The sequence below is a fragment of the Microlunatus sp. YIM B11417 genome (assembly GCF_059617205.1).
On record NZ_JCAMPJ010000009.1, the window covers coordinates 184,124 to 203,449 of the forward strand.

At 68.6% G+C, this 19,326-nt stretch carries 16 protein-coding genes; 11 read left to right on the forward strand and 5 right to left on the reverse strand.

The window, feature by feature from the left end:
- The first annotated feature begins 492 nt into the window (after positions 1-492).
- The 8 genes from AC6CCG_RS29520 to AC6CCG_RS29555 all read left to right on the forward strand — a co-directional run bounded on the left by AC6CCG_RS29520 (position 493) and on the right by AC6CCG_RS29555 (position 10,286).
- Positions 493-4,848, forward strand: coding sequence for an NACHT domain-containing protein (locus AC6CCG_RS29520; protein ID WP_496658364.1), 4,356 nt, complete (start codon positions 493-495; stop codon positions 4,846-4,848).
- 375 nt (positions 4,849-5,223) lie between these two features.
- Positions 5,224-5,415 (forward strand): CsbD family protein, encoded by a 192-nt coding sequence (locus AC6CCG_RS29525; protein WP_496658365.1) that lies wholly within the window; start codon positions 5,224-5,226, stop codon positions 5,413-5,415.
- Between the two features lie 82 nt (positions 5,416-5,497).
- Complete coding sequence (locus AC6CCG_RS29530; RefSeq protein ID WP_496658366.1) at positions 5,498-5,761, forward strand: GlsB/YeaQ/YmgE family stress response membrane protein; 264 nt, start codon at positions 5,498-5,500, stop codon at positions 5,759-5,761.
- A gap of 123 nt (positions 5,762-5,884) precedes the next feature.
- A complete protein-coding gene (locus AC6CCG_RS29535) occupies positions 5,885-6,766 on the forward strand; it encodes a DUF8832 domain-containing protein (protein ID WP_496658367.1) in 882 nt (293 codons plus the stop codon).
- A gap of 10 nt (positions 6,767-6,776) precedes the next feature.
- Complete coding sequence (locus tag AC6CCG_RS29540; RefSeq protein ID WP_496658368.1) at positions 6,777-7,289, forward strand: carboxymuconolactone decarboxylase family protein; 513 nt, start codon at positions 6,777-6,779, stop codon at positions 7,287-7,289.
- A gap of 34 nt (positions 7,290-7,323) precedes the next feature.
- Positions 7,324-8,625 (forward strand): MFS transporter, encoded by a 1,302-nt coding sequence (locus AC6CCG_RS29545; protein WP_496658369.1) that lies wholly within the window; start codon positions 7,324-7,326, stop codon positions 8,623-8,625.
- 34 nt (positions 8,626-8,659) lie between these two features.
- On the forward strand, positions 8,660-9,514 hold the full coding sequence (locus AC6CCG_RS29550) for an NAD-dependent epimerase/dehydratase family protein (RefSeq protein WP_496658370.1): 855 nt from the start codon (positions 8,660-8,662) through the stop codon (positions 9,512-9,514).
- A gap of 4 nt (positions 9,515-9,518) precedes the next feature.
- Complete coding sequence (locus tag AC6CCG_RS29555) at positions 9,519-10,286, forward strand: SAM-dependent methyltransferase (protein ID WP_496658371.1); 768 nt, start codon at positions 9,519-9,521, stop codon at positions 10,284-10,286.
- A 228-nt stretch (positions 10,287-10,514) separates the two neighbouring features.
- Here the strand turns inward: AC6CCG_RS29555 and AC6CCG_RS29560 are convergent, their stop codons facing one another.
- From AC6CCG_RS29560 to AC6CCG_RS29570, 3 genes are read right to left on the reverse strand one after another with little or no spacing between them, the layout of a single operon-like run.
- Positions 10,515-11,942, reverse strand: coding sequence for an RNB domain-containing ribonuclease (locus AC6CCG_RS29560; protein WP_496658372.1), 1,428 nt, complete (start codon positions 11,940-11,942; stop codon positions 10,515-10,517).
- Between the two features lie 36 nt (positions 11,943-11,978).
- Positions 11,979-12,440, reverse strand: a complete 462-nt coding sequence (locus tag AC6CCG_RS29565) for a reverse transcriptase-like protein (RefSeq protein WP_496658373.1) — start codon at positions 12,438-12,440, stop codon at positions 11,979-11,981.
- Positions 12,441-12,450: 10 nt separating this feature from the next.
- Positions 12,451-13,200 carry a zinc ribbon domain-containing protein gene (locus AC6CCG_RS29570; RefSeq protein ID WP_496658389.1) on the reverse strand — a complete coding sequence of 250 codons (750 nt, stop codon included), beginning with the start codon at positions 13,198-13,200 and terminating at the stop codon, positions 12,451-12,453.
- 146 nt (positions 13,201-13,346) lie between these two features.
- On the opposite strand from AC6CCG_RS29570, the gene AC6CCG_RS29575 reads away from it, so the two are divergent.
- Positions 13,347-14,606, forward strand: a complete 1,260-nt coding sequence (locus tag AC6CCG_RS29575) for a multidrug effflux MFS transporter (protein WP_496658374.1) — start codon at positions 13,347-13,349, stop codon at positions 14,604-14,606.
- A 70-nt stretch (positions 14,607-14,676) separates the two neighbouring features.
- The gene (locus AC6CCG_RS29580; protein ID WP_179749546.1) at positions 14,677-14,952 is read left to right on the forward strand and encodes an HU family DNA-binding protein; all 276 of its coding nucleotides are present in this window, start codon (positions 14,677-14,679) and stop codon (positions 14,950-14,952) included.
- Positions 14,953-15,025: 73 nt separating this feature from the next.
- Here AC6CCG_RS29580 and AC6CCG_RS29585 read toward each other — a convergent pair whose 3' ends face one another.
- Positions 15,026-15,601, reverse strand: coding sequence for a histidine phosphatase family protein (locus AC6CCG_RS29585; RefSeq protein ID WP_496658375.1), 576 nt, complete (start codon positions 15,599-15,601; stop codon positions 15,026-15,028).
- Positions 15,598-16,491, reverse strand: a complete 894-nt coding sequence (locus AC6CCG_RS29590) for an acyltransferase domain-containing protein (RefSeq protein ID WP_496658376.1) — start codon at positions 16,489-16,491, stop codon at positions 15,598-15,600. Before AC6CCG_RS29590 ends, AC6CCG_RS29585 begins: the two co-directional genes overlap by 4 nt.
- A 92-nt stretch (positions 16,492-16,583) precedes the next feature.
- On the opposite strand from AC6CCG_RS29590, the gene AC6CCG_RS29595 reads away from it, so the two are divergent.
- Positions 16,584-18,086, forward strand: a complete 1,503-nt coding sequence (locus AC6CCG_RS29595) for an aminopeptidase P family protein (protein ID WP_496658377.1) — start codon at positions 16,584-16,586, stop codon at positions 18,084-18,086.
- Positions 18,087-19,326 lie beyond the last annotated feature (1,240 nt).

Consider the following 19,326-nt stretch of genomic DNA (forward strand, 5'->3'; position numbering starts at 1 on the left):
CCAGGTCTCGCCGGGAGTGATGCGCAGTGATGAATCCGACGCATCGTTACGTGCAAGCGATCGGATGACAGTCCTATGCGCGGCTCCAAGCCCACGTGCGATCTCTCTGACGCTGAGCCCCATCGCACATGGCGAGACGAACTGCCGGTAAGCCCTTGTCGGTAACACTCGAAGGCGGGCTCGGGTGTAGACGCCGGTTTCGATGAGTCGCTTTGAACTGTCTGAACGTGGAGCCCGTGCTACTTCGCGATCCGCACCTGAGTCAGAGCATCTGCGTAGTCGGCGACCAGCGGCGAAGCGAACGTGTCAGACACGGCCCCTTCGACTAGTCTGCGCTCAGTATCGCCCTAACGTTTTTGCGCCATTTGAAAGTGAGCGTGGGTCGACATGCCACCTAGGCCCGGGGGAGAGACGGACAAGCTCGGTAACAAGTATGAGCTTGCATGGGCGATCCGTCACGCTCTCTTCTGCATCCTCGACGACCGACGGTCCTTGACCGCGGAAGACGTTGACTCCGAGGCCGGCAAAGGTTCGGAGTTCACCTACGACGCTGGACTCGTCGCTGAAGCCCATCAGTTGAAGCGTCAGAATGGCAATAGCAACAGCTGGACCGTCAAGGCCCTGGCCGACCTGAAGGTCTTCGAAGCGGCTGCGAGACATGTGGCGGCTGGTCGGCGCTACCACTTCGTCTCTCTCGTGCCCTGCAGGCCACTGCAGGAGTTGTCCGAACGCGCGCGCAAGTCTGCCGACCTGGCGTCTTTCACTGACTCCTGGCTGACGGGCGAGCTTACGGCCGTCTTCGACCAACTGGCAGCGTCCGAAGTGTTGGGCAGTCCGCAGACGGCCTGGGACACGCTTCGCGGAATGTGGTTCTCCGTTCAGGACGAGCACGACATCGTTCGGATGAACAGCATGCTTGCTGAGTGTCACCTCGGTGGCGCAAGCGGTCACCTGATCTCGCTGGCAATCGGCGACATTCTGCTCGACAACCTAGGCAAACGTCTGGCCCGGACCGACCTGCTGGCACTGCTCGCCGAGCAAGGTATCAAGCCGTTGGCCCGCGGGTCGCATCAGACCGCTCACGAACAGGTGCTGGCAATCACCAACAGTTGGCGCCAGTCCATCCAGCGTGAACAATTGCAACCGCCGATTGAGCGAGCGGAGGCTGCTCAGCTGATCGAGGCACTCGGCCTCTACCGGATCGGACTGATCGCGGGCACGGCTGGCGGCGGAAAGAGTTCGGTTCTAGAGCAGACGGTCGTCTCGCTGGAGTCGGCAGGAGCCGAGGTCCTGGCATTACGGCTGGACAGGCTCGACCCGTTCGCGTCGACCGCCGACTTGGGTCGCCAGCTCGGTATCGAGACCTCTCCCGCGGTCGCACTGGCGTTGGCAGCGGACGAACGCGACGCCTACCTCCTGATTGACCAACTCGATGCCGTGAGTCTTGCTTCCGGTCGCACACCGGAGAGTTTCGACATCGTCATGGATCTGATTGGCGAGGCGTTGGCTGTCCCTGGCATGCGTGTTGTCTTGGCGTGCCGCGACTTCGACATCGACAACGATCACCGGATCCGAGCACTGGCTTCTCGCTCTGACATCACCAAGCTGGAGGTTGGCCTACTTTCGGCCGAAGAAGTCGACGCTGCTGTTGCCGATATGAGCTTGAACCCGACAAAACTGAGCGCATCGCAACGCGTGCTGCTGCAGATACCGCTGCACCTCGTACTCCTGCAAACGATCACGTCCCAAGGTGGCGCGTTGGCCTTCCAGTCGAAGGGCTCCCTGTTTGAGTCTTTCTGGGAGCGCAAGCGGCAAGCGACGCGCGCTCGGCGGCAGAATGTCAGGTTCAATGACGTGGTCAGCAGGATCGCCAACGCCGCGAGCGATCGACAAGTTCTGTCCGTCCCTATCGAGATTCTGGATGACGGCGATCTGATTGAGGACGCCAACGTGCTCGTCTCGGAGCACCTGCTCGCGCGGAACGGCGATCGGATCGCGTTCTTCCACGAAACATTCTTCGACTATGCCTTCGCGCGGCAATGGGTGTCACGGGCGGAGTCGCTGGTCGACTTCCTACTCCGCGACGAGCAGGAGCTGTTCCGCCGCGCCCAGGTCCGCCAGATCTTGCAGCATCTCTACGAGCGGGAGCCCGATCGATTCCGCGTTGAAGCCGAGGCGGTACTAACGGCCAGCAACGTCCGGTTCCACATCAAGGAAACGGTGCTTGCCGTCGTCGCGAACCTGGCTGCACCGACGACTGACGACGCCGCATTGATGTTGCGGGTTGCGGCCACTCGCCCAAACTTTGAGGAGCGGCTCTGGCAGCAATTGCTCCGGCCGCAGTGGTTTGTGCGCTTCTATGAAGATAGCCAACTTTCGACGTGGCTCGATGGTTCGGACCACGACACGCGGGCGCACGCGATGAACACGATGGACAGCGCCGTCAAGGAACATCCCGCGGAGATCGCGGCTCTGCTCGGCAACCGCAAGGACGCGCCGGAGTATTTCGACTGGTTGCGCCGGGTAACCCGCTTCGCAGATGTCCATCAGAACCGAGAACTGTTCGATCTCGTACTGGAGGCCGTTCGACATGGCGCATATGACGCCACCGAGCACGAACTCTGGCTGACGGCACGCGACCTGGCGAAGCACGAACCACTTTGGGCGATCGAGTTGCTCCAAGCGCGGCTCATCGAGCGCGTTGACGCACTCGCGCTCAATGACGGTGGCATGGTGACTGTGCTCGGCCTGCGTGAGTACGGGGCGGCCGAACTTGTGAAGGAAGCCGCCGATGCTGAGCCGCTGGCATTTGTGCAGACGATCGTTCCGTATCTGCGTCAAGTCATGGCTGCTACTGCGATGGAGCCTCGCGACGACAAGCCGATCCGCGATCACCACTTCAGCGCACGTTATGAGGTTGACGAACTGGCCGATCACGAGCTTGACGATGCTCTACTCGCAGCGACGGTTCGCTGCCTGGAGGAGCTGGCGAAAACCGGCCCTGCGACCATCCGAGGCTTGCTCGACGAGCTAGTCGCTGACCCCTATGACAGCTCACAGTTCCTGCTCTACCGAGCTTTGGCTGCCGCCGGTGAACACTTCGCCGACTGGGCGGCCAGTCTCCTGCTCGAAGGAGGCCGGCGCCTCGATTGCGGCTTCATCTCAGATGCCAACTGGGTCGCGCGAGAACTCGTCCGCGCGATCGCGCCTCACATCAGCGACGAGGTGCACCAACAACTCGAGGACCTGTTCCGGGACTTGCGCAACGAGTACGAGCACCGTCAGAGCTCGGGCCGGGCGGCCTTCACATTCTTGTCGGCGCTTGACGAGCCTCGCCTGACCCCAGCGGGACAGCGACGACTGGGCGAGTACCGGCGGAAGTTTGAGGAATCGGCACCCGCAAAGCCGCGCGGAATCACGGGAGGGTTCATCGGATCACCGATTGCCTCGGATGCAGCTCAGAAGATGACCGATGCACAGTGGCTCGGCGCTATGGCGAAGCACGACTCAGACAGGACCGACTGGAACGACTTAACTGGAGGAGCCCGCGAACTGTCTCACGTACTCCGCGAGCAGGTCGCAGCTGACCCTGCACGATTCGCGCGCCTGACACGGCAGCTGACGGCCGAGTTCAATGCGGCCTATACGGATGCATTGCTGATGGGTTTGGGAGACGCCGAAGTGCGCGATGACACAGCACCACTGGTCTTTGACGCGGTCCGCCACATTGCCTCGCTGGGGCAGGCGGACAACGATCGATGGCTCGGCGTGGCCCTGCGGAAGTACCACCGCGAGGTGCCATTTGATCTCGTCGAGCTCATTCGCGATCGCGCACTTCACACACCTGATCCGACCGACAGTTTGCCGGCAATTATCCGCGAGGGCACCGACGGACAGAGCGCTGCGGACATGCGAATGAACGGCATCAACACAGCGCGTGGATACCTAGCCGAGGCGCTCGGTGACCTGCTGGTCACCGACAGCGACGGACAGCGAACCGCGCTGGTGGTGCCCTTCCTCAACAGTCTGGCCAGAGACCCGGTGCTGAGCGTGCGGTCGTGCGTGGCACACACGTTGGCCGCCTCACTCCGCCACGCTCGTCCAGAAGTCTTGGCCGCCTTCGAGTTCTTGATCGAAGCCGACGATCGGCTCCTGGCTGCCGACTTCGTACAACGGCTGATGATCTACATAGGCAACGTCAATCCCGAGGTCATCGAGCCGGTCATCCAGCGCATGCTGGCCTCAGCGGACGATGAGGCCCGCGAAGCCGGCGGTGCCATAGCAACCTTCGCGGCCCTTGAATGGAGTCGCCCGGAACTAATGGAACAAGTACTAGCTGGCGACGCCCATGTCCGCAAAGGAGCCGCGGAGGTCTGCGCCGGCCGCGTGGACCGTACCTCGAATGCCGACTTGGCAACGGCCAGCCTCATCCGTCTGATGAACGACGACGACGACGAGGTGCGTAAGGCCACTGCCGCAGTGGCCCAGCAACTTCGCGAGCATCCGCTTGAGCCATTTGCCCAACTCCTGACAGCGCTGATCGACTCCCCGTCGTATGATCACGCCGTACCGCAGTTACTCCTCACGCTCCAGTACGCGCCAGACAAGGTCGACGGATTGATCTTGCAGGCGGCGCGGCGGTTTATCGATGTCTTCGGGAACGACGCTGCTGACATTCGTACCGGGGCAGCCGGCGACGCCCACTACATCAGTGAGCTGGTGGTGCGTGGACTAGCGCAATCACGGGATCGCGCACATCGAGAGGCGTTGCTCGACATTCTGGACCTGCTTCTAGAAATTGGCGTCTACGGCATCAACGACGCCATCGCGGAGTCGGAGCGCTTCTAGCGAGGGCACGGGAACCATCCGCGAGGGACCCACGACGCTAGGAACAGCGAGGCCACGTTGCGACCCCGCGATTGGTGGCGCGGTCATTCCGTAGGACCACCGACCTACTCTGTGAGACCCCGGTAGAAACCCCCGCTTCCATCGTGGGCCCAGGGTATTTAGGCGCGGGCGAAGTCGGCGAACGGGCAACGAAGGCCCGAGTAGGGAGCGGCCGGGTCCTTCGAGGGGGATCCCGGGCCGGTTCTCGTTCAGGACGACATCTGCAGCCGGCCGACGGTGATCATCGGCCCAGAGCCACCGGCTCCGCGATCATTCCGTGACGATTCTCCGCGCGGCGCGTCTCTCCGAGTGAGAGACCGAACGGAAGGAGTCGTCATGGGATTTGCGGACAAGGCCAGGAACAAGGCCGAGGAGCTGGCCGGGCAGGCCAAGGAGAAGCTCGGCGAGGTGACGAACAACGACGAGCTCGCCAGGGAGGGGCAGGCGGAGCAGGTCAAGGCGAAGGCGAAGCAGGCCGGGGAGGACCTCAAGGACGCCGGCCGGGCGATCGTCGACGACGACCGCTGACCGCTTCCGTTCCGGCCCCCGTCGACCAGCGGGGGCCGGAATGGGTACTGACCAGCCAACGCACCCAACTGGAGGAGACATCATGGGAACGGTCATCGCTTACATCGTCATCGGCCTGCTCGGCGGGCTGATCGCCAAGGCCATCCTGCCCGGTAAGCAGGGCGGGGGCTGGCTCGCCACCATCGTGCTCGGCATCGTCGGCGCGCTGCTCGGCGGCTTTCTCGGCGGACTGCTGTTCAACGTCCGCTACGACGAGATCTTCAGCTTCCAGGGCCTGATCACGGCCGTCATCGGGAGCCTGATCGTGTTGTTGATCTTCGGCCTGGTCCGTCGCCGCGCCAGCTGACCGCCACACCGCGCCACTCCTCCGTCGAACCCGGATCCCCCGACGCTTGATCTATACCCCCCGGGGGTATATGCTTCGGTACGAGCCGGGCGCCTGGCCCGGCCATCGACGGAGGAGTTGGCGATGACGATCCACGCAGGTCACGGCGATCACACGGCCCACCAGGGCCACGGGACGCACGACGCCCACGGTGCTCATGCCGCTCACGGTCACGATGCTCATGCCGCTCACGGTGGTCACGACGCCCACGGTGCTCACGGGGATCACGCCGCCCATGCCGGGCACGGGCCGGGCGGGCTGACGGTGTCGGAGCAGGGTTACACGCTGCTGCCGGATTCGGTGATCCTGCCGGCCGGGCGGCAGCAGATCACGTTCCGGATCGCCGGGCCGGACGGTGTGCCGGTCACCGCGTTCGAACCGACGCACGACAAGGAACTGCACCTGATCGCGACCCGGCGGGACCAGACCGGGTTCCAGCACGTACACCCGAGCTTGGACGATTCCGGCACCTGGAGCGTCGAGCTGGACCTGACGCCGGGCGTCTGGCGCTACTTCGCCGACTTCAAGCCGGCCGGTCATGATCAGCTGACGCTCGGCGTCGACGTCTCGGTCGCCGGTGACTTCGACCCGCGGCCGCTGCCGCCGGTCGAGCCGACGTTCCGGATCGACGACTACGAGGTCACGCTGGCCGGTGATCTGCAGGCCGGGCAGCCGGCCGAGCTGACCCTGACGGTGCAGCGCGGCGGGCAGCCGGTCACGGACCTGGAGCCCTATCTGGCGGCCTACGGGCACCTGGTCGCGCTGCGCGCGGGCGACCTGGCCTACCTGCACGTGCATCCCGAGGGACACCCGGGTGACGGCAGCACCCCGGCCGGGCCGGACATCGTGTTCGTCGCGACCGCTCCGAGCCCCGGCGCCTACCGGCTCTACCTGGACTTCCAGCACGGCGGCGTGGTCCGGACGGCGTCGTTCACGGTCGAGGCCGGCCGGCCGCGGCATCACTGAGGACGCGCCGATGCCACGCCTCAGCGCCCTTTCGCCGGACACCGCCACCGGCAGGTCCCAGGAACTGCTCGGCGAGCTGATGGCCCGGCACGGCGAGGTCGGCCCGATGGTCTCGACCATGGCCCACTCCCCCGCCGTGCTGGGCGGCTACCTGCAGCTCAGCCGGGCCATGGGCCGGGCCAAGCTCGACCGCAAGGTGAGCGAGCGGATCTCGATCGCCGTACAGACCCAGCAAGGCTGCGAACTCTGCCTCGCGTCGCACGTCGGCGCGGCGCGCAAGCTCAAGATCACCGAGGAGGAGATCGACCACGCCCGGGCCGGCCGGTCCGCCGACCCCCGGATCTCCGCGATCATCGAACTCGCACTGCAGGTGTACCGGGAGCCGACGTCGATCACCGACGAACAGATCGAGGAGCTCCGCGGCCACGGCTACAGCGATCGCGAGATCGCCGACGTCGTCGGCATCGTGGCCCTCAACCTGCTCACCGGCGCCTTCAATCTCGTCGCCGGACTGCGCTCGTAGTTCCTGACCCATCGACCGAGAAAGATCAACTTCGATGAGCCTGTTCGCCATCCGCGACTACCGGCGCCTGTTCAGTGCCCAGGTGATCGCGCTGTTCGGCACCGGGCTGGCGACCGTCGCCCTCGGCCTGCTCGCGTACGAACTCGCCGGGCCACGGGCCGGCGCCGTGCTGGGCACCGCCCTCACCATCAAGATGATCTTGTACGTGGTCGTCGCCCCGATCGCCGCCGCCTACGTGGACCGGCTGCCCCGCCGAGTCTTCCTGGTGATCTTGGACGTGGTCCGCGGCGCCGTGGTGATCGCGCTGCCCTTCGTCACCGAGATCTGGCAGATCTACCTGCTGATCGGCCTGCTGCAGACCGCCTCGGCCGCGTTCACGCCGACGTTCCAGGCGGTGATCCCCGACATCGTCGCCGAAGAGGCGGACTACACCCGGGCGCTGTCGGCCTCTCAGCTCGCCTCCACCATGGAGAGCCTGCTCAGCCCGGTGCTGGCCGCGCTCGCGCTGACCAAGATCGGCTTCAACTGGCTGTTCGTCGGCACCGCGATCGGGTTCGCCGCCTCGGCGGTGCTGGTGCTGTCCACCCGGATCCCGAACGCCCGGCCCAATCCGCACACCGGCGCCTTCGACCGGGTCGCCGCCGGGATCCGCCGCTTCGTGGCCACACCCCGGCTGCGCGGCGTGCTGGCGCTGAACCTGGTCGTCGCGACGGCCGGCTCGATCGTCATCGTCAACACGGTCAACTACGTCCGGGACCGGCTCGGCGGCAGCCAGTCGGACGTGGCCTGGATGCTCGCCGCGTCCGGCGCCGGGACCTTGATCATCGCGCTGCTGCTGGCCAAGGTGCTGGACCGGGTCGCGGAGCGGCCCGTCATGATCACCGGAGGCTTCCTGCTCGTCACCGCGGTCGCGGCGGCGATCATGATCGTCAACTACGCCACGGGAACCGTCGCGTGGATCAGCACCGCGATCGCCTGGTTCGGGATCGGCGCCGGGATGGCTCTCGTGATCACGCCGACCGGGCGGGTGCTGCGGCGCTCCGTACCGCCGAACGGGCTGCCCGAGGTGTTCGCGGCCCAGTTCTCGCTGTCCCACCTGGCCTGGTTGATCACGTACCCGATCGCCGGCTGGCTGGCCCTGCAGGCCGGGCTGAGCACGACCTGGACCGTGCTCGGGGCGCTGGCTGCCGCCGGCGCCGGAACTGCGCTCCTGGTCTGGCCGCGCCGCGAGCCCGTACCGACCGGGACCGAGCCGACCCCGGCCGACCGCGCCGACGCCGAGGCCGCCGCGTGCACCCTGGTGGCCGGCCAATGCGCCTGCGTCCGACCCGTCTGACCGGCACGCGGCCCGAGGTGCTAGGAAGATCGACATGACCGAAACGATCTGCGTCACCGGGGCCGCCGGCAAGGCCGGCCGGGCCGTCGTCGATGATCTTCGCCAGCACGGCTACACGGTGCGCGCCACCGATCTCCTGGTCGGATCGGAGCAGCGCGGCAACGGAGTGCTGCAGGCCGACCTGACCGACTACGGCCAGGCGGCCGAGGTGCTGGCCGGCGCCGACGCCGTGGTGCACCTGGCCAACATCCCGGCGCCCGGGCTGGCCACCCCGGCGGTGACGTTCAACCACAACATCACCATGAACTTCAACGTGTTCTCCGCCGCGACCCAGCTCGACCTCGGCCGGGTGGTCTGGGCCTCCAGCGAGACGACGCTCGGGCTGCCGTTCGACACACCGCCCCGCTACGCGCCGGTCGACGAGGCTCACTATCCGCTGCCGACCTCGACCTACGCGCTGTCCAAGGTGGCCAGCGAGACCGTCGCCGAACAGCTGGCCCAGTGGTCCGGCATCCCCTTCGTCGGGCTCCGGTTCTCCAACATCATGACCGTCGCCGACTACGCCCGCTTCCCGTCGTTCTGGCCGGACCCGCACAGCCGCAAGTGGAACCTCTGGGGCTACATCGACGAGCGTGACGTCGCGTCCGCCTGCCGGGCCGGGCTGACCGCACCCGCCGAGGCGGTCGCCGGCAGCCACAGCGTGATCATCGCCGCCGCCGACACCTGCATGAACCGGCCGTCCGCGGATCTGCTGGCCGAGGTGTTCGGCGAAACTCCGTTGACCCGGGAGATCGGCGAGTACGAGACTCTGCTGGCCATCGGTCGCGCCAAGGACCTGCTCGGCTGGCAGCCGCAGCACTCCTGGCGTGACCACGTCGAGACGGAGTGATCGTTTGAGTCCCGAGTTGCTGTCGCTGCCGGAACGGTTCCCGCGGTCGTCGAGGTACGACCCGGAGTGGTTGCTGTCGCTGGACATGGGCCCGAATCCCTTGTGGCAGTTGGAAGAGCTCTGGGACGACCTGGCGTTGCAGCCGGGTCAACGGGTGCTGGACATCGGTCCGGGGCGCGGCGCGACCGCCGTGTTCCTGGCCCGCGAGGCGGGTGTCGCGGTCGATGCGCTGGACCTCTGGATCACGCCCGAGGAGGCCGCGGAGACGTACCGCTCCATGGGCGTCGACGATCTGGTCAGCCCGCTGCACGGCGACATCCGTACCGTCGATCTGCCGGAACAGGGCTACGACGCGATCGTCAGCCTGGACGCCTGGGAGTACTTCGGCACCGACGTCTACTTCCTGCGCCGACTGGTCACCGCACTCAAGCCGGGCGGCGTGCTCGGCTTCGCGACGCCGTCGTTGCGCGACGACCCGTATCTGGTGGACCCGCTCCCCCTGCTCGCCGAGTCGGCCGGCTTCGAGGTGCTGACCTGGCATCCGCCCGCCTGGTGGGCCAAGCACACCGCGCTGACCGGCGGGCTGGTCGACGTCAAGGCCTGGGTGCCGCCGGACAGCCTGGAGTTGTGGCAGCGCTGGGACGACGCGGTCGGCGGCAACTCACCGATGCGGCAGGTGGTGGCCGACTACCTCGACCTGGGTGGCCCGCCGCCGGCGCTCGGACTGGTGCACGTGATCGGCCGGAAACCGGACCCGACCAAGGAATCCTGAGGTACGGACACGACCCGCGAGGACCGGCCCACGGAACGCCATGGCAATGGCGACACCGATGGGGGCCGGTCCTCCCCTCGGCCGTCCCCCTCGCGACCGGGGTCGTGTTGTCCCGACTTGACCACCGGGCCTGACGGACCCGGCGATCGAACCTCCCCCAAACGGCAACTCTGTTGCGATTCAAGCACACGATTCCAAGGGAATCGACAAAAACCGCGAAAGTCCCGATCAGGCAGGTTCGAAGACGACCCTGCCGGCAGCCACTTCGTCCTTGATCAACCGGACCCGAAGCTCCTCGCCCAGCCGCAGCCGGTCGCCGCGCACCGCCGCCTCCACGGCCGGTTCGGCGATCACCAGTTTGCCCTTGTCCTTGCGTTCGTCGAGCTCGGTGATCATCGCGTCGAACACCGTTCCGCCGGCCGACCGCAGCACGGCCAGCTCGACCAGGTCCAGCACCTCGCGCTCGTACCGCTTGGCCTGCTGTTCCGACGCCGCCATCACCTCGGGCAGCGCGGAGAGCTCGGCCCGGATCCGGTCCGGCACCGGCTGCCCGGCGGACAGAGCCAGGCAGACCTCGCTCACGTACCGGTCCACCAGCCGGCGCAGCGGCGCGGTGGCGTGGGCGTACTCCACGGCCAGAGCGGCGTGCTGCGGCTGCTCCGGCGGCGCGCCGTCGAACGCGGCATAGCCGGCGCCGCGGAACAGACTGGTGCAGGCTGCCAGCATCGCCGCGTCCCGGGCCCGGGTCGGCTCGAGGGTCCGGACGAACTCCGGGTAGGAGAGTCCGTCGGGCCAAGAGATCCGCAGCGCCTTCGCGATCCGGCGCAGCCGGTGCAGCGACGACTCCTCGGCGGGCGGCAGGGTCCGCAGGACGCCGATCCCGCCGTCCAGCATGATCCGGGCCGCCGCCATGCCGGTCAGCAGCGAGATCTGCGCATTCCAGCCTTCCACCGGGAGCGGCGACCGGAACTCCAGCGTCCAGCGATCGTCGGCGACGGCGACCTGCTGTTCCGGGATCGGCAGGCTGACCCCGCCGCGGTCCCGCTCCTGCTGCTCGCGCAGCTGCCCCACGGTCCGGAGCAGCTCCAGTGACGGCCGCGCCGACCCGCTGTCGAGCTCCTGCTGCGCCTGCAGGTACGTCAGCTGCTCCCGGCTCCGGACCAGCGCCCGCTGCACCGTGACCCCGGTCTGGCGGCCGGAGCGGTCCAGCGTGAGCGTCCACAGGACGGCCGGCCGAACCTGGTCGGGCAGCAGGCTGGCCGCATCCTCGCTGAGCGCCGGCGGATGCAGCGGGGTCCGCCGGTCCGGCGCGTAGAGGGTCTGGCCGCGCCGGTGCGCCTCCGCGTCGATCGGGCCGTCCGGCTCGACGAACGCGCCGACGTCGGCGATCGCGTACGACACCACGAAGCCGTCGCCGGATTCGGCGAGGTGCAGCGCCTGGTCCAGGTCCCGCGACCCCTCCGGGTCGATGGTGATCAGCTCGAGATCGGTCCGGTCCAGGTCGGGCAGCCGCGGTTCCTTGGCCACCCGTTCGGCGGCCGCGGTCACCTCGGCCGGGAACTCGTCGGGGATCTGCAGTTCGGTGCGGAGGGCGGCCAGGCCGTCGGCCACCTCGGTCCTGGCGCGATCGGACAGGGCTAGCTTGCGTGCCGGCATGGTCCGGAGCCTAGCGGTGCCGGCCCGCGCGGTCGGTCAGGCGATGCTGCGGGCGACCGGCTTGCCGTCGAGGGCGGCGTTGACCAGGGCGTCGGCACGCTTGTTGCGCTCCCGCGGCACCCAGGCCCAGGTCACCACCGGCGGGCGCAGGCCGGCGGCGCGCAGGGCCAGCGGCTTCAGGTCGGGATGCTTGATCTTCCAGCGGCCGGCCATCTGCTCGATCACGAGCTTGGAGTCCATCCGTACCTCGACCTCGGCCGTCGGATCGACCGCCTTGACCAGCTCCAGGCCGGCGAGCAGGCCACGGTACTCGGCGACATTGTTCGTGGCCTCGCCGATCGGCTGGCCCTCCTCGGCCAGCAGCTCGCCGGTGTCGGCGTCGCGGACCAGCGCGCCGTACGCGGCCGGGCCGGGATTGCCGCGAGCGCCGCCGTCGGCCTCCACCACCAGCCGCCGACGGGGCACGTCCGCCGGCGGCTCGGGATCGAACAGACTCACGGGTCCGGGGTCAGAGGCCGGAGTTCTCGGTCCGGACCAGGATCCGGCTGCACTCCTCGCAGCGCAGCACCTCGTCGTCCGGTGCGGCGGCGAACACGCGCAGCTCGGCGGCGTTGATCTCCAATTGGCAGCCGGTGCAGCGGCGGTTCCGCAGCTCGGCGGCGCCGACACCGCTGTGGCTGGCCCGGACCTTCTCGTACAGGGCGAGCAGGTCGTTCGGGATGTCCGGCTGGGCCGCGGTCCGTTCCGCCTTCCGCTCGGCCGCCTCGGCGTTGATCGCGGCGATCTTGGTGTCCCGTTCGCCGGTCAGCCGCTCCACCTCGGAACGGATCTTGTCGGCAGCGGTCTTCAGTTCACCGGCCCGGGCGGTCGCCGCCTCGAGCTTCTCCATCACCTCGAGCTCGGCGTCCTCCAGATCGGAGATCCGCTTGCGCAGGTGGCCTACCTCGGCCACCAGCGACTCCAGCTGCTTCGGGTCGCTGACCGTACCGTCGGCCACCCGGGCCTCGTCGCGGGCCAGCCGCTGCCGTACCGGCTCGAGGTCGGACTCGGCCTTCGTCTGGTCAGCGCTCAGATCACTGACCTCGGTCTCGGCCTGGACCAGGGCCGCCTCGGCCGCGTCCTTCTCCCGTTCCGCGGCCGCCAATTGATCATGCTCGGGCAGGGTCTTGCGGCGGTGCAGCAACTGGGCCAGTGCGCTGTCGATCTGCTGCAGAGCGAGCAGGCGCAGTTGGGCACCCTTGTCGGCTTTGATGATGATCTCCCCTCCGTGCGCCGTGAAGTTGTGCGTGCGAGCCTACTCAACCGGAACCGGGAATGAATCGGGCCTCCGCGGAGTTGCTCTGTTCGCCATCGGTGTGCCCGGATCCGGGTCACCGCGGGGGGCCCATTTCGAGGAGAACATCTATGACGACCGCGCCTGCCCCGGAACCCGCCGCAGTTGCGGCTCCGGGCTCGCTGGCCGACCGCTTCGTCGGCGGTACCTACGTCCGGCTGGTGCTGGTGCTGGGCGCCCTGAGCGCGCTCGGGCCGCTGACCATCGACACCTACCTTCCGGCGCTGCCGACGCTGACCGCCGAACTGCAGGCGACCGACGCGCAGGCGCAGCTGACCCTGACCGGTGTGCTGGCCGGCATCGGGGTCGGGCAGTTGATCATCGGGCCGCTCTCCGACGCGGTCGGCCGGCGCCGCCCGCTACTGATCGGATTGCTCGGCCACGGGCTGATGTCGGTGCTCTGCGCGCTCGCCCCGTCGGTGACCATGCTGGCCGTGACCCGTACCGTGCAGGGGCTCGCCGGCGCCGCGGTCTCCGTCGTCGCGATGGCGATGGTGCGCGACCTGTTCACCGGCGTGAAGGCGGCGCAACTGCTGTCCCGGCTGGTGCTGGTGATGGGCGTCGCGCCGATCCTGGCACCGTCGCTCGGCGGTGCCCTGCTGAGGTTCACGTCCTGGCGCGGGATCTTCGTCGTGCTGGCGATGGCGGCCGTCGGCCTGGTCGTGCTGGCCGCGGTGGCGCTGCCGGAGACGCTGCCGCCGGAACGCCGGCTGCCGGCCAGGATCGGGCGCTCCCTCGCGTCGTACCGCACCCTGCTCAGTGACCGGCTGTTCGTGATCATGGTCGGCATCGCCGGCCTGTCCTTCGCGACCATGTTCTGCTACATCTCCGGGTCCCCGTTCGTCCTGCAGCAGCTGTACGGGCTGACGCCGCAGCAGTACGGACTCGTCTTCGGCATCATCGCCGCCGGCCTGATCGGCGTGTCCCAGATCAACCCGATCCTGGTCCGCCGGCACGGCCCGGTCCGGGTGCTGCGGGCGGCGATCGGCCTGGCGGTGTTGGGCAGCGTGATCACCCTGATCATGGCCGCGACCGGCACCGGCGGGCTGCTCGGACTGGTGATCCCGCTCTGGTTCGTGGTCGCGTCGGTCGGCCTGGCCTTCCCGAACGCGCCCGCGATCGCCCTCAGCCGGCACGGCGAGGCGGCCGGCGCGGCGGCCGCGCTGCTCGGTGCGGCCCAGTTCCTCGTAGGCGGACTGGCGGCCCCGATCGTGGGAGCGTTGGCCGACGGAACGGCGGTCCCGATGACCGCGATGATGGTCGCGACGACCGGCCTGGCGCTGACCCTGGTGCTGGTCGGCTGGCGCCGGATGTCGGCCTTCCAGTTCTGACCGTCTGCCCTGGCGGGTAAGCTGACCGCCGCCTAGAGCCGTACGGCTCACACAACATTAAGGAGCAAGCGTGAATCGAGCCGAACTCACCACGGCGATCGCCAAGGAGACCGAGCTGACGAAGGATTCCGTCGACCGGGTGCTGGACGCCCTCGCCGGGACCCTGGAGAAGGCCGTGTCCTCCGGCGACGAGGTGAAGTGGCCGGGCGTGTTCACCCTGGACGTGGTCGACCGGGCCGCGCGGCAGGGTCGGAACCCCCAGACGGGCGAGGCCATTGAGATCCCCGCCAGCAAAGCCGCCCGGCTCCGTCCGGGCACCCGGCTGAAGAAGGCCGCCACCGCCTGACGACCGTGATCTGAGCCTGCCGAAACGCCCCTGACCAGGGGTTTTCGGCAGGCTCAGGTGTTTCCGCCCGAGTTCAGGGCGCGTTCCACTGCAGCAGCGCGGGCAGGTCCTTCTCGGTGCCAAGCACCGAGAGGGTGCCCGTGTGCAGCGGGAAGTGGTCGCCCAGAGTGAGGTCGAGTCCCAGCCAGCACAGGGTCAGCGCCCGCAGCGCATGGCCGTGCCCGAAGCAGATCGCCCGCTCGACGTCGGCGGCGCGAACCCGCGCGATCACCCGCTCCAACCGCTGCCGGACCTGGCCGGCCGTCTCGCCGCCCGGCGCCGGGAAGTCCCAGATCGTCCAGCCGGGCACCTCTTCGCGGATCTCGGCGCTGGTCCGGCCCTCGTAGTCGCCGTAGTCCCACTCGACCAGGTCGTCGTCGATCGCCGGCGCGCCGGTGCCGGAGAAGCCGGCCAGTTCGGCGGTCTGCCGGGCCCGCTGCCGGGGGCTGGACAGGATCAGGCCGAACTTGGCCGGATCGAGCCGGCCGGTCAGCGCCCGGGCCTGCTCCTCGCCGCGCTCCGTCAGCGGCAGGTCGGTCCGGGAGGTGTGGCGGCCGTTCGCGCTCCACTCCGTCTCGCCGTGCCGGACCAGATACAGCTCGGTGGTCACCGGTACGCCTCGATGTCGACCGTCCCGCTGTAGACGTACCAGTGCTCGCCGGCGCGCAGCCGGTCGACGATCAGCCGCTGCAGCGTGGTGTCCTGCGGCAGCGAGTCCAGGTCGACGTCGCCGCGGCGAGCGAACGTGAAGAACAGGGCGTCCCCGTCGGCCTCCCGCGGGTTGTCCCGGAGCCGCCAGCGGCCCTGGAACCGGGCCATGTTGGACTCGGCGGGCAGACCCTTGGCCAGCTCCGGATCGAGCAGCCAGCTGCCGCAGTAGAACCGGGCCGCCCGTTGCTCCGGGAAGTGCCGGTCGAAGAACGCCGCAGCGGCCGCGAACGATGCGTCCACGCTCTCCGGGGTCAGTGGGCCGGTCCGCGGGATGTGCGTCGACAGTACCCATTCGCCGTCGGCCCGGTCCCGCTCGAGATCGAACTGGAGCCGGCCGAGCCAGTACAGCGCGGCCGACCAGGCCACCCGGAGCCAGCCGTACGTGTGCAGGCCGAAGCTGCCGTACGTGAGCCGGTGCACCCACACCTGCTGCCCGAGGTCGGACAGCGAACGCCAGGACACGTCGTCCGGGATCTTCTGGGCGGCGTGAAACGCCCGGACTCGGTCGACGGTTGCCAGCAGCGCCAGCATCGGCAGCACGCCGCCCGCGCCGGGCCCGGCCGCCTCGGCGTCGTAGCCGGCCCACGGGTCGTCCCCGTCCCGGTCGAACACCCCGATCGCCGCCGCCAGGGCGTCCGCGCGGCGGTCGATCTCAGCCAGCAGGTCGGGTTCGCCGGCCACCTGCTTGGCGGCCGTCAGCAGGTCGGCCCGATCGTCGTCGCGGAAGCCGAGCGCCGCAGCCCGTTCGGGGAGATCTGGTCGAGTGAGTTCGGTGTACGCATCGGCCACGCGACTACCCTAAGCCGCCGCTCGCCCGGCGGCCGTGATCGGGCACCGGACCTGGACTTTGGCGGCGAGCGGGTGTGTTGGAGACTGAGTCAATGAGCAGCGAGAAGCAGCCGGCCCTGCCGAACCGTCAGACCCCGTTCTCCGAGGCGTTCAAGGCGTTCATCGGGACCGACTGGGCTCCGTACTCCACCGAGCTGCCCGATCCGCTGCCCGCCGCCTCGTACGCGGCAGCCCGGCGCGCCGCGATCAGCGCCCAATTCCCCGGCGAGCGGCTGGTGATTCCGGCCGGCGGGCTGAAGGTCCGCTCCAACGACACCGACTACCGGTACCGGCCGCACTCGGCGTTCGCGCACCTGACCGGGCTCGGCACCGACCGCGAGCCGGACGCCGTGCTCGTACTGGAGCCGTCCGACGACGGCCACGACGCGACGCTCTACTTCAAGCCGCGGGCACCCCGCGACGCCGAGGAGTTCTACGCCAACGCGCGGTACGGCGAGATGTGGGTCGGTCGGCGCCCGTCGCTGGACGAGCTGAGCCGGCTCTGCGGGATCCGCTGCGCCGCCATCGAGGAACTCGACGACGAGTTGGCCAAGAACGCCGCCGACACGCCGATCCGGATCGTCACCGACGCCGACCCCGATGTCACCGCGCGAGTGGCCCGGATCCGTACCGAGGCAGGGATCTCGGCCGACGCGCAGACCGCGGAGGAAGATCAGGTCGACCCCGACGCCGAGCTGGGGACGGCGCTCAGCGAACTGCGGTTGATCAAGGACGAGTACGAGGTCGCGCAGCTGCGCGAGGCCTGCGAGCGGACCGGCGAGGCGTTCGCCGCCGTGGTGGCCGACTTCCCGGAGGCGATCCGGCGCGGGCGTGGCGAGCGGTGGGTGGAGGGCGTCTTCGGTCTGCACGCGCGGCACGCCGGGAACGCGGTCGGCTACGACACCATCGCCGCCTCCGGTGATCATGCCTGCACGCTGCACTGGATCCGCAACGACGGCGATCTGAAGGCCGGCGACTTGATCTTGATCGACGCCGGGATCGAGCTGGATTCCTTGTACACGGCGGACATCACCCGCACCCTGCCGTTGTCCGGTACGTTCTCGGAGGCGCAGCGCGAGGTCTACCTCGCCGTACTGGAGGCGCAGGAGGCGGGCTTCAAGGCCGCCGTGCCGGGCGCGAAGTTCTCCGACGTGCACGCCGCCGCGATCGAGGTGATCGCCCGCCGGCTGGCGGACTGGGGCATCCTGCCCGTCTCCGCCGAGGAGTCGCTGAACGTCGAGACCGGCGGCCAGCACCGCCGCTGGATGGTGCACGGCACCTCGCACCACCTCGGCATCGACGTGCACGACTGCGCCCAGGCCCGCCGCGAGAACTACCGCGAGGGCACCCTGGCCCCGGGCATGATCATCACCATCGAGCCGGGCCTCTACTTCAAGTCCGAGGATCTCCTGGTCCCCGAACGGTTCCGCGGCATCGGCGTCCGGATCGAGGACGACGTGCTGATCACCGAGACCGGCAACGAGAACCTCTCCGCAGGCCTCCCCCGCACCCCCGAAGCCGTCGAGGCCTGGATGCAGGACATCCTCGCCCCCTGACCCCCTCTATTGGCGTAGCCGCGACCGGGTCCTCGCCTCCGCACCTGATGCAGCGGTCGCGGAGGGGAACAACGGTCGCGGCAACGGTTGCGCCGGCAACGGCAGGCGACCGCTCCCGGGTGGCGGCCGCCGCACCCGCATCACTCGGACACCCACCGCCAACGCTTCCTCCCGGCGATTCGCGACCCCGGCTCGCATCAGTGACCGGTGCAGCGATCCCGGCTACGTGCAACAGTCGCGGCTGCAGCGGCTGGCGCCGAATGGTCGCAGACGAGGTGCGCAGCGGCCTGTAGCGGTCGTCCCTCTCTTGGCCGCGACCACGATGCCCGCCGGCAGCCGCGCCGCTGCCTCACGATTCGGCGGTAAGCCCCTTTGCTCAAGTCGGTGTCCCAGATCTGCAACGCAACGCTCCCCGCAATCGGTTTCTCACCTTTCGAGGGCCATTGCACGCCAGATTTGTGACACATGCGCGCCGCATGGTCCGACCGCCCCAGCTTCGGCCGGTTCGGCTGAGCGAGCAGGCGGACCAGCGAACGGGCGGGACTGAGCCAGCGGGCACGACCGAGCCAACGGGACCGAGTGAACAGGCGGGGAGCGAGGCGGTAGGCGGGGCCGAGCGGGGCCCGGCATCCAGACGAACCCAACAACCAGGCCTGACCGAACGAGCGGCAGCTTCTCGGGCGGCGATACCGGGTTGTCTTGAAGACGTCGGCCCTGTGCCTGGCCCGGCCCCGCGCCCGGTGAGTCCGTGCGCGGGCCTGCGGGAGGTCGGGAAGTGGTCGCGTCGGTGTTGATCATGGCCCCGAGCAGAGCGCCATGATCATCGATGAGGGTGGAGGCCACGATCCTCGCTCGCCGGCAGCCACTTTCCGCGTCCTTCCGCCGCCCCCGCCCAGTCCCACCTCGCGGCCACGACCCTGAACCGGTCGCGGCTCCAGCTGAGGAGGCCGGGCCGGACGGCTCTCCACCGAGTGGACGGGTTGACCGGCGAATACGTCGGAAGATCGAGGTCAAGGCGTCCGCTCGGTGACGTCTGCGAACGACAGGCTCGCGCGGCGCATCAAGATCACCGCGAGCCGGCGGGAGTCCCCTCCTGCTCGCATCGACCGGTCACTTCTGCAGCGACAAGCCGCGGCCGACTCACGCGGTGAGTGCAACAGTTGGATCTGTCGGGTTGGACAGTAGCTCGTGCAGCTTCTCGGCGGGGGTTTTGAAGCCGAGTCGTTTCCGGGGTCTGGCG